Origin of the sequence: Pseudomonas asiatica, assembly GCF_009932335.1 — a bacterium.
Classification (GTDB): Bacteria; Pseudomonadota; Gammaproteobacteria; order Pseudomonadales; family Pseudomonadaceae; genus Aquipseudomonas; species Aquipseudomonas asiatica.
The window spans coordinates 1-14,341 of sequence record NZ_BLJF01000002.1 but is presented as its reverse complement, the minus strand read 5'-3'; the positions used below and the strand labels follow the sequence as shown (position 1 = coordinate 14,341).

Sequence of the window (14,341 nt, the reverse complement as noted above, 5' to 3'; positions counted from 1 at the left end):
CCCGATAGGTACTTCCCTGCCAGAGCGGCACTCGCAGACCACTTCAGGCGGAAATATGTTGATGATCTTTCGACGCTTACCGGCGTCAATATTCCGTCTATAACTTATTGAAATTTACCAAATGCCAAACTATTGACCTGCATTCTGCCATCCTAAACAATCGCCAATGTAATGTCACATTGATATTCGCATATTAACCATGTGCTTTCTGGGGACAAGTGTCATACATCACCTAAAGCGCGCGCAACGCGACATTCAGAGCATCTTTCTCGGCGCTTAGGTGATGGTATCGGATGGGTCAGGACACCCTTTCATCGGCAATTGTCAAAATTCGAGCGTCAATTTACAAATCACCTTCAGCTCGCTCAAACAATAGCTTTGTCAGAAGCACAAACCTTGCCTAAAGGGGGCCCGGCGGTGACTGGAGGCCGCGCAGAACCTGGGCCTTGTGACAGTTCGCGACTCTCGGTAGCCAGTACAGTTGCACAATAAGGGTGCCAATTTGCCGCAGATCAAAGAGATAGCGAACCACAGCGTAAATACTGCCAGCCCTAATACGAGAAAGCGTCACCGTTTGTATAGACCAGGTTTGTCAGAGAACGCTTTTCTAATAGATGAATTTTGCCTAATTAGTCGCGCAAGTTCGTCAACAAATCAGCGCCTGTTTCTTGACCATGGTGCAGAGCGATACCGCAACACCTCTGTCGCCAGCTGGATGGCAGGCTATGCTGAAAACTGATTCGATCTGGATGCTGACTGGATCAAAAATGAAACATCCACCACCCAGCACCGTCTGCCAGGAATGAAGACCGCAGAACTGTTTACTCAATACCGATTCAAGGCGACCATTAGCCGGTTGCCCAAGCGCCAGGGTGCCGTAGCCTCATGACCACTGCCTGGCAGCACGGGTGAGCCAGCCTGAACGGCGGCACACCCACCCCACCCACCACAAGGATGAAGAGAGCGCCGCGTGGAATCCGAAGTCAGTCGAGTCCAACTCAGCCACGATCCACGCAGTCAGCATGACGATCCCCTGCTGGATAGTCTGTTGAGCCTGTGTGTCCTGCACCAGAAACCTGCAAGCCGGGTCATGCTGACCACCGGTCTGCCGTTGCCGGCCCAGCGCCTGAGCCCCGAGTTGCTGCCCCGCGCTGCAGCCAGGGCCGGCCTGCAGGGGCGCCTGCTGCAGCGTAAGCTGGAGCAGATCCCGAGCATCGCCATGCCAGCCATGTTGCTGCTCAAGGAAGGCCGCAGCGCCGTCCTGCTGGGCTGGGAGAACGAAGACACCGCACGCCTGTTGCTCAGCGAGAGCGATGGCGGCGAGGTGCATGTCAGCCGCGAAGCCCTGCAGAGCGATTACAGTGGTCGGGTATTCTTTGCCCAGCCGCAGCACAAGTTCGACGTCAACCACGGCAACCTCATCCCGCGGGCGAAGTCGTGGTTCCGCGATACCTTGCTGCGCAGCAAATGGCTGTATATCGACGCCATCGCCGCCAGCCTGGTGATCAACCTGATCGCCCTGGCCGCGCCACTGTTCGTGATGAACGTATATGACCGGGTGGTACCCAACCAGGCCACCTCGACCCTCTGGGTACTGGCCGTCGGCATCGCCGGCGCCTACATCTTCGACCTGATCCTCAAGGGCCTGCGCGGCTTGTGCCTGGACCTGGCCGGCAAGAAGACAGACCTGATCATTTCGGCAACGCTGTTCGAACGTATCGTCGGCATGTCGATGAAGTACCGCCCTGCCAGGGTCGGCAGCTTTGCCCAGAACATTCATGAGTTCCAGGGCCTGCGGGACTTCCTCGCTTCGCTGACCCTGACCAGCCTGATCGACCTGCCGTTCACCGTCCTTATTCTGATTGTCATCGCCATCATTGGCGGGCACCTGGTGTGGATCCCGATTATCGCCTTCCCACTGGCCCTGGGCATCGGCTACGCACTGCAACGGCCACTGATGGCGACCATGGAACGGACCATGGCCCTGGCTTCGGAGCGCCAGTCCAGCCTGATCGAGACCCTTGCCGGCCTGGATGCGGTAAAGGTCAACAACGCCGAAAGCGAACGCCAGTACATGTGGGAGCAGACCCTCGGTACCCTCAGCCGCCTGGAACTGCGGGTGAAAGTGCTGTCGAGCCTGGCGATGAACATCACCCTGCTGATCCAGCAACTGGCAGGCGTGGCAATGATCTGCGTCGGCGTATACCTGATCATCGACGGCAACCTGAGCATGGGCGGCCTGGTAGCCTGCTACATGCTCAGCGGCCGCGCCCTCGGGCCGCTGGGCCAGCTCAACGGCCTGCTCGCCCGCTATCAGCAAGCCAAGGTGACCATGGTCTCCACCGACCACATGATGGAACTACCGCAAGAGCGCAACTTCGAAGAACGCCCGCTGAGCCGCAAGGTGCTGCAGGGCAGCGTCGAGTTCCGCGGGGTCGATTTCACCTATCCGAACCAACAGAACCAGGCCCTGAAGAACATCAACCTCACCATCCGCCCCGGCGAGAAGGTGGGCATTATCGGCCGCAGTGGCTCGGGCAAGAGCTCGTTGGCCAAGCTCATCGTCGGCCTGTACGAGGCCGACAGCGGCTCGCTGCTGGTCGACGGCGTGGACATTCGCCAGATTGACGTCAGCGAACTGCGCCACAACATCGGCTACGTGCCGCAGGACATTCAGCTGCTGGCCGGTACCCTGCGCGATAACCTGGTCAGCGGGGCCCGCTACATCGAGGATGAGTTGATCCTGCAGGCTGCTGAACTGGCAGGCGTACATGAATTCGCCCGGTTGCACCCGGACGGCTACGAGCTGCAGGTGGGTGAGCGCGGGCAGAACCTGTCCGGCGGCCAGCGACAGAACGTCGCCCTGGGCCGCGCGCTGTTGCTCAACCCGCAGATCCTGCTGCTGGACGAACCGACCAGCGCCATGGACAACACCGGCGAAGAACGCCTCAAGCAGCGGCTGCAGGCGGTAGTGGAAGGCAAGACGATGCTGCTGGTCACTCACCGTGCCTCGCTGCTGTCACTGGTGGACCGACTGATCGTGATCGATCGCGGGCAGATTGTCGCCGACGGCCCGAAAGCCGCGGTCATGGATGCGCTGAAGAAGGGGCAGATCAGTGTTGCATAAGCTGGATGTAGGGCAGTTCAAGGAAGGCCTGCGGCGCTATTTCAAAGGGTCCGATTCACTGGGCGGGCAGCCGCTGCCAGAGGTCAACAAGGCCCTGATCGAGGATGCGCCGCGAGTCGTGCGGCTGACCATCTGGGGCGTGATCCTGTTCTTCGTGTTCCTGATCGTGTGGGCCAGCGTCGCGCCCATCGACGAAGTTACGCGGGGTGAAGGCAAGGCCATTCCGTCGTCCAAGGTGCAGAAGATTCAGAACCTGGAGGGGGGTATAGTCGCCGAGATCTTCGCCAAGGAAGGGCAGATCGTCGAAGTGGGCCAGCCATTGCTGCGCCTGGATGAAACCCGATTCGCCTCCAATGTGGGTGAAACCGAGGCCGACCGCCTGGCCATGGCTTTGCGCGTCGAGCGCCTGAGTGCCGAAGTGGGCGACACCCCGTTGAAGATCGATGAGGAACTGCGCAAGGCCGCGCCAAGCCAGGCAGCAAGCGAAGAGTCGCTGTACCAGAGCCGGCGCCAGCAACTGCAGGACGAGATTGGTGGCTTGCAGCAACAACTGGTCCAGCGCCAGCAGGAGCTGCGCGAGTTCAGCTCAAAGCGCGCCCAGTACGCCAACAGCCTGGAACTGTTGCGTAAAGAGATCAGCATGTCCGAGCCACTGGTGGCAACCGGCGCAATCTCGCAGGTTGAAGTGCTGCGCCTGCGTCGTGCCGAGGTGGAGAACCGCGGTCAGCTGGACTCCACAGCGCTGGCTATCCCGCGTGCCGAGGCGGCCATTCGCGAGGTGCAAAGCAAGATCGAAGAGACCCGTGGCAAATTCCGTAGCGAAGCGCTGACCCAGCTGAACGAAGCGCGCACAGAGCTGAACAAAGCCACGGCAACCAGCAAGGCGCTGGATGATCGCGTGCACCGCACCATGGTTACTTCGCCGGTACGCGGTATCGTCAAGCAACTGCTGGTGAATACCATTGGCGGGGTGATCCAGCCGGGCAGCGATATCATAGAAATCGTGCCGCTGGACGACTCACTGGTTATCGAGGCGAAGATCCTGCCCAAGGACATCGCCTTCCTGCACCCTGGTCAGGAAGCGACGGTCAAGTTCACGGCCTATGACTACACCATCTACGGTGGGCTGAAGGCCAAGCTGGAGCAGATCGGTGCCGACACCATCACCGATGAAGACAAGAAGACCACCTATTACCTGATCAAGCTGCGCACCGACCGCAGCCACCTGGGCACTGACGAGAAGCCGCTGCTGATCATTCCGGGGATGGTGGCGACGGTCGATATCATGACCGGCAAGAAGACCATCATGAGCTACCTGCTCAAGCCGATCATGAAGGCGCGTTCGGAGGCGTTGCGCGAGCGTTGACCGCCATTCCTACCGTGTTCGTTGTAGGAGCAGCCTTGTGTCGCGAAAGGGCTGCACAGCAGCCCCAGCGATTTTTGCGTCTTTGCTGAAATCCTGGGGCCGCTGTGCAGCCCTTTCGCGACACAAGGCCGCTCCTACAAGGGACCGCATACCCTCAGCGCCAGGGGGCAGGCTCACCAACCAACTGCCCCTGAATCCCGCCTACACCCATCTCCCGCAACACCAACCGCTCACCTTCCGTCTCGACCCGCTCGGCAATCAGCGGCAGGTCGATACTGTGTGCGGCACGCTGGACCGCTTCGATGAACAGCCGCTTGTGCTGCTCTTGGTCAATGTTGCGGATGTAGCTGCCATCGATCTTCAGGTATGCCAGGCCCAGGTGCGCCAGGTTGCCGATCATGCTGAAACGCCCACCAAAGCGTTGCAGCGCCAAGCCGAAGCCAAGCGCGTGCAGGCGCCGGGTGAGTTGTTCCAGAACCGCCTGCTCAGGCAACTGTTCCTCGCCAATTTCGAAAACCAGCCGCGGACCAAGCGCCGTGTTTTGGCCCAGAAGCTCGAAGACACGCTGCAGGGCCTTGGGGTCGGCCAGGGTGGCGGCGGACAGGTTCAGCGCCAACACCTGTTCATGCCCTCGAAGGTGCGCCAGCACCTTCTCCAACACCAGCACATCAAGCCGCGGCATCCAGCCGAAGCGCTCCAGCCAGGGCAGGAAGCGGCCTGCCGGCAGCGCCTCGCCCTGGCCATCCTGCAAACGCGAAATCACCTTGTGGTGCAGTACCCGTTGTACAGAAGCGCAATCTACGACTGGCTGGAAGAACAGTTCAAATTGCCCATTATTGAATGCCTGGTCCAGCCGCTCATGCCAGACATGCTGACTATCCGCAGCAACTGCGGCCACACCTTGTTCAAGGCATACCCAACCCGGTGTTGGCTGGTTCTCGGCGCGTGCCAGCGCCTCGTCGGCAAGCTTCAGCAATGCCTGTGGTGAATCACCGGGGTTGAACGGCGCCAGGCCGATACAAGCCACCGGGTCTATATCACTAGCGCCTGTTTCGTGCAGGCTGTGCAGCGTTGCTTCCAAGGCCTGGGCAAGCTGTACCGCCTCTTCATGCACCATGCCCGGCGCCAACACGGCGAACTCGCCCCCGCGGCTGCGGGAAATCAGGTCGTTGGTTTCCGGGTAGCTGGCACAGGTGCGACGCAACTGCTCACCCACAGCCTGTAGCAACTGGTCGGTACGCTGGCCGCCAAGACGGGCGTTCAACCCCGCCAGCCCCTGGACCCGCAGCAACAGCAGGTAGCCGGCGCGCGCTTCTTCCAGGTTGCTCACCCGGGTGTTCAACTGCATCTCGAAATAACGGCGGTTGGAGAGCCCGGTCAGGCTGTCCTGATAGGACTCGGCACGCAGCCGCTCGCTGCGCTCGGCCTGCTCGGTGAACAGTGCCTTGAGCTTCTCGACCATCTGGTTCATCGCCTGCACTACCCGGCGCAGCTCCGGTGTGCGCGGCAACTCAGGCAGGCTGAGGAATTCGCGGCGGGCAATGGCGTGGGACTGCTCGACCATGTAGTCCAGCGGCCGCAACTGGCGACGCAGGAGCAAGGCGCCGAGTACGGCGCTGGCCGCGCCACACAGCAGCAGCCAACCCAGGCTGCCCAGGGCGCTTTGCCAGAGCTTGGCAATGGCGAACATCGGGTGGCTGATCACCTCAACACGCGCAGCCTGCTGCCAGCCACGGCTGACGATGGCGTCGCCGCCGGCAGCTTCCAGGCCGATCAGGCCCACGAACCAGCGCGGTACACCGCCGGGGTCCGGCTCGGCGTGGCGCTCTACCAGCACAGCATTGGAACCTAGGTCGACAACCTTGATACTTGAGTAATAACCACTGTCAAAGATCGAACTGACCATCAGCTCGACCATCGCCGGGTCATCGATATTCGGCGTCAGCGACAGCGCCAGCGCTGTCGCCGCATCCTGGGCGTGCGAGCGCAACTGGTTGACGTACTGGCTGCGCGAGCTTTCCAGGCTGACCATGAAACTGCCACTGAAGGCGACCACCAGGAAGAGGCAAATGGCCAACAGCAATTGTTTGAACAGTGACATCTGTGCTCCTTCAGTAAACCGGCTCGGCCGGGAACCCTTCGGCCTGCATTTTCTTCAGCAAATCCTGCCAGCGTGACAGCCGCTTGGTATCGCCGACCTTCTTGTTGCCTGCGGCGCCCGTCAGCCACAAACCCTCACCATTGAAGGCGTACACCGGCAGCAGGTCGGTACGCTGGCTGGCCGGCTTGATGGCATCCATTAGGCTGTCGAGTACCAATGGTTGAGCCTGTGGGCTTGAATAATAGGTCAGGACCATGTGCGCCCGGTTCTGCCGCAGCGCCTTTACGTAGGTAATGCGCAGCTTTTCACTGGGAATACCCATGCGCCGCAGGCTGAAATACTTGGCGATGGCGTAGTCCTCGCAGTCCCCTGCACCCTTGATCAGCGCCTGCACCGGCGTGGCCCAATAGTCGACCTCGTGCCACAGGTCGATGTCCTCTACATAGCGCAATTGCTGGTTGAAGAAGCGGTTGACCACCTGCAATCGCTCAAGCTCCGTACCCTGCTTCTGCGTAGCCATCAGGCTCTGCCAGGCATCGATACGGCCCTGCCCGGCGCCCAAGGGGCCATACAGGGCCTGCGACTTGCGGCTGATCTGGGAAAAGTCCCAATCCGCGTACAGCCCGCCCAGCAGCAGGCTGCCCAGCAGCGCAGCAAGGCCGACACGTTGCACAACGGTTTTGAGCATCCAGGATATCGCCACTGCCAAGCCCTGTTCAGGCCAGTCGAAAGCAGCGATGGTGCGGCCTGCAACGGCAAAAGACAATGGCATCCTGCAATCATGCACCCGCCGGTCAGTCGACCTACACTTTCTGGTTATAACCTTGTGTGGGCCGCTTCCTTTGCCCTTCGACTTCATCCACCATAGCCGCGCTTTTGGGGGCGCCTGCTCCATTAGGTGTACAGGTTTGACACCCCCAAGAGCTGTTACTAGCTTCATTGGATCCAACTTTAGTCATCGTTGAGGCAGACGTCGCGTGGCCGAGAAAATCAAATTGAGCAATGTGCTGGCCAGCGAGCAGCTGTTGCCGCACCAGGCCCGTGGCGTGATCGAAGAACGCCTGCGTAGTGCCATTCTTGATGGCCGTTTGCCCCCTGGTACTGCCATCCGCCAACAAGAGCTCGCTACCTTGTTCGGTGTAAGCCGCATGCCCGTTCGCGAAGCCCTGCGCCAGCTGGAAGCGCAATCACTGCTGAAAGTGGAAATGCACAAGGGGGCGGTTGTTGCGCCGCTGATCGGCGAGGATGCGGTGGACACCTATGCCCTGCGCGTGCTGCTTGAGACCGAGGCACTGCGCCAGTCCATTCCGCTGCTCGATGCCAACGACATCGCCAGTGCCCGCGGGTATATCCAGCAACTGGAAAACGAAACCCGTCACGCCGAAATCGGCCGCCTCAATCGCCTGTTCCACATGTCGCTGTACAGCAAGGCGCCGAACAAGAAGCTGCTGCGCCTGATCGAGGACGAATTGAACGAGGAAGAGCGCTTCCTGCGGTTTCATCTTTCGTCCATGGGCCTGGGCAAGCTCACCCAGGACGATCACAACGCACTGGCGGATGCGGCTGGCGACAAGCTGGTGGATGAAGCAGTAACGGTGCTGGAACGGCACCTGAATAACGCATCGCGGGTAATCCGCAAGTACCTGGATACACAACGGAGCCGCTAGCGAGCAGTGACTGCATCAAGGTGCGGTCGAATAGGTTGCAAATTGATCTGCCCTTGTCAACAATGAGACTAATTATCATTCATGTCCATTGGTGGCAGCGCCCTCCCATGCCCAGCAACGATTCCGTGCAAACGCTCTACAGTGACCACCACGGTTGGTTGCATGCCTGGCTACGCAGCAAGCTGGGCAACGCCGCCGATGCCGCAGACCTGGCTCAGGACACCTTCGTACGCCTGTTGCAACGTCGCGAACATCTGCAACTGAACACACCCCGGGCTTTCCTGAGAACGGTTGCGCGTGGGCTCGTGATCGACCACTGGCGGCGCGAGGAACTGCACAGGGCCTATCTCGAAGCACTGGCACAGTTGCCGGAAGCGCAGGCCCCTTCGGCCGAAACCCGTGAGCTGCTGCTGGAATTGCTGGAGCGCATCGCGCGCATGCTCGAAGGCCTCAAGCCCAAAGTACGTCGTGCATTCCTGCTTGCCCAATGCGAGGGGCTGAAGCACCAGGCGATCGCCGACCAGATGGGGATCTCGGTGCGTACCGTGGAGCGCTATATCGCCGACGCGCTCTACCATTGCTACTTGCTGCGCTACGCCGACGAGTGTTGACGTAATGACCGCTTCACAGCCCGGCGCAACAGCAGTCAAGCAGGCCATCCAGTTGATGCTGAGGCTGCGCGAGAGCGGGCATGCCCCTGCCCTGCAACAAGAGTGCAGGCAATGGCGCACTGCCCACCACGAACACGAGCAGGCTTGGCAACGAGTAATTCACCTGCATCAGGACCTCGACCTGCGTGCCATACCCGGTGCCGGGCTGGCTTTGCAAACCCTGGAGACCAGCCAGCGCCGCCTGCATCGTCGGCAGGCGCTGAAACTGCTTGGCGGCGTTGCCATGGTAGGGACGGCGGCATGGCTGGGAAAAGACCTCGATGCGGTCAACGCCTGGACATCAGACTACGCCACCGGCACGGGCGAACGACGCAGCTTTGCGCTTCCCGATGGCTCGCAGATGCAACTCAACACCCGCAGTACCGTCGACCTGGCCTTCAATGACCAGCAGCGCCTGGTCCGCCTGAAGCAGGGGGAATTGATGATTGCCTGCAACCCGCAGCGTTCCTTGCTTGTAGAAACTCGTGACGCGTTACTGGAAGGGTTCGAAGGACGCTTTGTGGCACGTCAGGACAGCGACTGCACGCAGGTCAGTGTCAGCCATGGCAGGGTGGCGATACACCGGCCTGACAATGGCCAGCTGCAATGGATCGAAAGCGGCCAGAACTGGCGCCTGGATGCGCTAGGCACACACCAGCTCGAACAGGTGGACATGGATGCGATGGCCTGGACAGAAGGCCTGATCGTCACCCGGGACATGCGCCTGTTCGACTTCCTTGCGCAGGTCAGCCGTTATCGCCATGGTTACCTGGGCTGTAGCGACGACATTGCCGATTTGCGCCTGTCGGGTGTATTTCGCCTCGAAGACCCGGAGCAACTGCTACAGCTGATACCACGGACGCTACCCGTACGGCTTCGCCAACGTACACGCTGGTGGGTGCGCGTGGAGGGGCTGGCCTGAACTGACGGCGGCTTTTGCGTTCAGGGCTGCTATGCAGCCCATCGCCGGCAAGCCAGCTCCCACAGAGATCGCAAAAGGCCTGAGGGCTATGCAATACCTGTGGGAGCTGGCTTGCCGGCGATGGGGCGCGTGGCGGCCCCAATAACTTTTTTGACGGGTTTTGAATGTCGGTCCGGCTAGGACAGTAAGCGACACCTCCTGCCCTCTCACTTCAACGGACCCCTCATGCCTACCGCTCCCGCGCATATGCGCACATTTAACGCGAATGATTTTCGACCTGTCTTGCACTCAGTATATTTACGCAATGCAGTCCGGGCTGCCCTGTTTGGCACCTCCTTGGGCCTGACAGCCGTCACACCACTGTCCATAGCAGCAGAAACGGCCCAGGTAAGCCACCACTACGCGATCCCGGCCGGCCAGTTGGATGATGTGCTCAACCAGTTCGCCCGCCAGGCTGGCATCACCCTGTCGAGCACACCCCAGCTCACCCAAGGCTTGCAGTCGAATGGTCTGCAGGGGCAGTACTCTACCGATCAGGCACTGCGCCAGTTGCTAAATGGCAGCGGCCTGGGAGCCGTTAACCAGAACGGCCGCAGCTACGTGCTGCAGGTACAACCCCAAGGCGCTGCATTGTCATTGCCAGACACCGATGTCCGTAGCTTCACACTTGGCAATGCATTGGGCAGCATGGAGGGTTACAACGCTACCCACAGCCAGGTGGCGACCAAGACCAGCATGCCGCTGGTAGAGACATCACAATCGGTCTCGGTGGTTACCCGACAGCAGATGGACGACCAAGGCTCACAAACGGTTGCCCAAGCCATGCGCTACACACCTGGGGTACTGACCAACCCCTACGGGGCGACCCATCGTTATGACTATGTGGCCATGCGTGGCTTCAACGACGGCTCGGTAGACAACATCTACGTCGACGGGCTCAAGTCGATGGGAGACAACGGCACCTACAGCACCATGCAGGTGGACCCGTACTTCCTGGAGCGCATCGATATCCTCAAGGGACCGTCTTCGGTACTGTATGGCCGTAGCTCGCCAGGAGGCCTGGTGGCACTGACCACCAAGAAGCCGCTGTTCACCCCCTACCATCAAGTCCAGGCCACCCTCGGTACCCAAGGCCAGCGCGGCATGGGTTTCGATTTCAGCGGCCCCGTGGATGACGACAAGCGTATCGCTTATCGCCTGACAGGCCTGGCGGATGCTTCCGACACGCAGTTCGACCACAACAAGGAAGAACGCTATGCCATCGCGCCGGCCGTCAGCATCGACTTCAGCGAAGACACTTCGCTGACCCTGCAGGCCTACCTGCAACATGACCCCAACGGCGGCTATCACGGCGGTAACCCCGCAGATGGCATGCTGCACAAGCGCAACGGCTTGCGCCTTTCGGACCATTTCTTCGAAGGCGAGCCGGGTATCGACAACTACGAGCGTACCCAACAGTCCTTCAGCTATCAGTTCGAGCATCGCTTCAACGATGTGTTCACGGCACGCCAGAACTTCCGCTATCAGGATTCCGACGTGTCGATGGACCAGGTGTATTCCGCCGGCTGGGCGGATGCCGACAGCAATATCCTCAACTGCGCCTATACCGGCGGCGACGAACGCCTGCATTCGTACATCATCGACAACATGCTGCAGGCGGAATTCTTCACCGGGGCCGCCAAACACACCTTGCTGCTGGGCACCGACTACCAGCGACGCAAGGCTGACGTGGCCTGGCGTTATGGCACAGTCGATCCGCTGGATGCAGGCAACCCGCAGTACGGCAACGGCAACCTTCAGGTGCTGGGCGAGAACCGCTACCAGCGGCGCTTGCAGCAAACGGGCGTTTACCTGCAGGACCTGGTGGAGCTGGACCAATGGCGCTTCTCGTTGGGGCTGCGCCAGGACTGGGTGAAGGTGTCCGAGGAAAATCGCGACAGCAACACAAAGGTCAGTGACCAGCGCTCCAGGTTCACTACCCGCGCAGGGGTGCTCTACCTGTTCGAGAACGGCATTGCGCCCTATTTCAGCTACTCGGAGTCGTTCAACCCCAATACCGTGTCCGACCAGGAAGGACGCCCTCTGGCACCGACCGAAGGCACTCAATGGGAGGCTGGCATCAAGTATCAGCCGCCGGGTAGCGACAATCTGTTCACCGCATCGGTGTTCCGCATCGAGCAAGAGAACCTGGCCTCGAAGCAGCCTGACGAGGACTTCTATCGCCCTGTAGGGCAAGTTCGCTCACAAGGGCTTGAACTGGAGGCCCATGTGCAACTGACCGACAGCTTGAAGCTGCTGGGCGGCTATACCTTTACCGATATCGAGTACGCAAAGTCGATGCCCAGCCTGGTGTCCGGCAATCTGGATAACAAGGGCAATTCGCCAACCCAGGCACCGAAACAGATGTTCTCGCTTTGGGCTGACTACAACTTCCACCAGGGGGCCCTGGATGGCATGCGCTTGGGTGGTGGGGTGCGGTATGTGGGGTACAGCTGGGTGGATGCGGAAAACAGTATGAAGGTGCCCTCCTATACCCTGTTCGACGCCTCGATCGGCTATGACCTGGGCAAGGTCGGGCTGCGGGGGATGGATGTGCGCTTGAACGCCAACAACCTTACCAATGAAAGCTACATCACTTCGTGTGCCAGCTTGAACTACTGCTACATGGGTGAAGAGCGCAATGTCAGTGCCACGGTCAGCTATCAGTTCTGAGCTGATTGCGACGCACACAAGCCCTGGGGTCTTTGGGCCCTGAAAGACAAAGCCCCTGTCTGCATCGCAGACAGGGGCTTTGGATTTGAATCTTGACGATGTCCTACTCTCACATGGGGAAGCCCCACACTACCATCGGCGATGCATCGTTTCACTGCTGAGTTCGGGATGGGATCAGGTGGTTCCAATGCTCTATGGTCGTCAAGAAATTCTGTGTGCTGGCCCGTCCCTCGGACGTACCTGCGAATCTCTGTAGTTCCTACTTAAAGACAAAACCCCTACCTGCATGTGCAGATAGGGGTTTTGCGAAATGAATCTTGACGATGACCTACTCTCACATGGGGAAACCCCACACTACCATCGGCGATGCATCGTTTCACTGCTGAGTTCGGGATGGGATCAGGTGGTTCCAATGCTCTATGGTCGTCAAGAAATTCTGTTGCCAGAATGTCCAGATGGACAGCCCAGCGAATTCGGATATGCGATATTTGTGATGTTGCGAACTTTCGGTTGTTTCGTCTTCACCACCGCAATCTGCGCTAGCAAATTGCTTGGGTGTTATATGGTCAAGCCTCACGGGCAATTAGTATTAGTTAGCTCAACGCCTCACAGCGCTTACACACCCAACCTATCAACGTCGTAGTCTTCGACGGCCCTTTAGGGGATTCAAGATCCCAGTGAGATCTCATCTTGAGGCAAGTTTCCCGCTTAGATGCTTTCAGCGGTTATCTCTTCCGAACATAGCTACCCGGCAATGCCACTGGCGTGACAACCGGAACACCAGAGGTTCGTCCACTCCGGTCCTCTCGTACTAGGAGCAGCCCCTCTCAAATCTCAAACGTCCACGGCAGATAGGGACCGAACTGTCTCACGACGTTCTAAACCCAGCTCGCGTACCACTTTAAATGGCGAACAGCCATACCCTTGGGACCGGCTTCAGCCCCAGGATGTGATGAGCCGACATCGAGGTGCCAAACACCGCCGTCGATATGAACTCTTGGGCGGTATCAGCCTGTTATCCCCGGAGTACCTTTTATCCGTTGAGCGATGGCCCTTCCATACAGAACCACCGGATCACTAAGACCTACTTTCGTACCTGCTCGACGTGTTTGTCTCGCAGTCAAGCGCGCTTTTGCCTTTATACTCTACGACCGATTTCCGACCGGTCTGAGCGCACCTTCGTACTCCTCCGTTACTCTTTGGGAGGAGACCGCCCCAGTCAAACTACCCACCATACACTGTCCTCGATCCGGATAACGGACCTGAGTTAGAACCTCAAAGTTGCCAGGGTGGTATTTCAAGGATGGCTCCATGAGAACTGGCGTCCCCACTTCAAAGCCTCCCACCTATCCTACACAAGCAAATTCAAAGTCCAGTGCAAAGCTATAGTAAAGGTTCACGGGGTCTTTCCGTCTAGCCGCGGATACACTGCATCTTCACAGCGATTTCAATTTCACTGAGTCTCGGGTGGAGACAGCGCCGCCATCGTTACGCCATTCGTGCAGGTCGGAACTTACCCGACAAGGAATTTCGCTACCTTAGGACCGTTATAGTTACGGCCGCCGTTTACCGGGGCTTCGATCAAGAGCTTCGCTTGCGCTAACCCCATCAATTAACCTTCCGGCACCGGGCAGGCGTCACACCCTATACGTCCACTTTCGTGTTTGCAGAGTGCTGTGTTTTTAATAAACAGTCGCAGCGGCCTGGTATCTTCGACCGGCATGGGCTTACGGAGCAAGTCCTTCACCCTCGCCGGCGCACCTTCTCCCGAAGTTACGGTGCCATTTTGCCTAGTT

Annotated in this window: 9 protein-coding genes and 3 rRNA genes; 6 read left to right on the top strand and 6 right to left on the bottom strand. The window is 59.3% G+C overall.

Features of this window, described 5'->3' with window-relative positions:
* Positions 1-646: 646 nt before the first annotated feature.
* Positions 647-829 (bottom strand): hypothetical protein, encoded by a 183-nt coding sequence (locus GYA95_RS19495; protein WP_137188445.1) that lies wholly within the window; start codon positions 827-829, stop codon positions 647-649.
* Positions 830-970: 141 nt separating this feature from the next.
* On the opposite strand from GYA95_RS19495, the gene GYA95_RS19490 reads away from it, so the two are divergent.
* Positions 971-3,127: a type I secretion system permease/ATPase gene (locus GYA95_RS19490; RefSeq protein WP_015268516.1), complete on the top strand. Its 2,157-nt coding sequence runs from the start codon at positions 971-973 to the stop codon at positions 3,125-3,127.
* Complete coding sequence (locus GYA95_RS19485; protein WP_015268515.1) at positions 3,117-4,493, top strand: HlyD family type I secretion periplasmic adaptor subunit; 1,377 nt, start codon at positions 3,117-3,119, stop codon at positions 4,491-4,493. Before GYA95_RS19490 ends, GYA95_RS19485 begins: the two co-directional genes overlap by 11 nt.
* Before the next feature lie 154 nt (positions 4,494-4,647).
* Here the strand turns inward: GYA95_RS19485 and lapD are convergent, their stop codons facing one another.
* Both lapD and lapG read right to left on the bottom strand, forming a co-directional pair.
* The gene (gene lapD / locus GYA95_RS19480) at positions 4,648-6,594 is read right to left on the bottom strand and encodes a cyclic di-GMP receptor LapD (protein WP_015268514.1); all 1,947 of its coding nucleotides are present in this window, start codon (positions 6,592-6,594) and stop codon (positions 4,648-4,650) included.
* 10 nt (positions 6,595-6,604) lie between these two features.
* The gene (gene lapG, locus GYA95_RS19475) at positions 6,605-7,366 is read right to left on the bottom strand and encodes a cysteine protease LapG (RefSeq protein WP_015268513.1); all 762 of its coding nucleotides are present in this window, start codon (positions 7,364-7,366) and stop codon (positions 6,605-6,607) included.
* Positions 7,367-7,571: 205 nt separating this feature from the next.
* Between lapG and GYA95_RS19470 the strand changes: the two genes are divergently transcribed.
* From GYA95_RS19470 to GYA95_RS19455, 4 genes are all read left to right on the top strand, one after another.
* Complete coding sequence (locus GYA95_RS19470) at positions 7,572-8,261, top strand: GntR family transcriptional regulator (protein ID WP_015268512.1); 690 nt, start codon at positions 7,572-7,574, stop codon at positions 8,259-8,261.
* Positions 8,262-8,368: 107 nt separating this feature from the next.
* On the top strand, positions 8,369-8,872 hold the full coding sequence (locus tag GYA95_RS19465) for a sigma-70 family RNA polymerase sigma factor (protein WP_015268511.1): 504 nt from the start codon (positions 8,369-8,371) through the stop codon (positions 8,870-8,872).
* A 4-nt stretch (positions 8,873-8,876) separates the two neighbouring features.
* Positions 8,877-9,833, top strand: a complete 957-nt coding sequence (locus tag GYA95_RS19460; RefSeq protein WP_015268510.1) for a FecR family protein — start codon at positions 8,877-8,879, stop codon at positions 9,831-9,833.
* Between the two features lie 246 nt (positions 9,834-10,079).
* Positions 10,080-12,545 carry a TonB-dependent siderophore receptor gene (locus tag GYA95_RS19455; RefSeq protein ID WP_043935199.1) on the top strand — a complete coding sequence of 822 codons (2,466 nt, stop codon included), beginning with the start codon at positions 10,080-10,082 and terminating at the stop codon, positions 12,543-12,545.
* A 90-nt stretch (positions 12,546-12,635) separates the two neighbouring features.
* Here GYA95_RS19455 and rrf (GYA95_RS19450) read toward each other — a convergent pair.
* The 3 genes from rrf (GYA95_RS19450) to GYA95_RS19440 all read right to left on the bottom strand — a co-directional run.
* Positions 12,636-12,751 (bottom strand): 5S ribosomal RNA (gene rrf / locus GYA95_RS19450).
* A 109-nt stretch (positions 12,752-12,860) separates the two neighbouring features.
* Positions 12,861-12,976 (bottom strand): 5S ribosomal RNA (gene rrf / locus GYA95_RS19445).
* Between the two features lie 131 nt (positions 12,977-13,107).
* A 23S ribosomal RNA gene (locus GYA95_RS19440) occupies positions 13,108-14,341 on the bottom strand; the annotation flags it as partial.

Bases quoted from the DNA above. Each gene is read 5' to 3' on its own strand.
- lapD (WP_015268514.1), bottom strand. From the start codon at position 6,594: ATGTCACTGTTCAAACAATTGCTGTTGGCCATTTGCCTCTTCCTGGTG.
- lapG (WP_015268513.1), bottom strand. From the start codon at position 7,366: ATGCCATTGTCTTTTGCCGTTGCAGGCCGCACCATCGCTGCTTTCGAC.
- GYA95_RS19465 (WP_015268511.1), top strand. From the start codon at position 8,369: ATGCCCAGCAACGATTCCGTGCAAACGCTCTACAGTGACCACCACGGT.
- GYA95_RS19460 (WP_015268510.1), top strand. From the start codon at position 8,877: ATGACCGCTTCACAGCCCGGCGCAACAGCAGTCAAGCAGGCCATCCAG.
- GYA95_RS19455 (WP_043935199.1), top strand. From the start codon at position 10,080: ATGCGCACATTTAACGCGAATGATTTTCGACCTGTCTTGCACTCAGTA.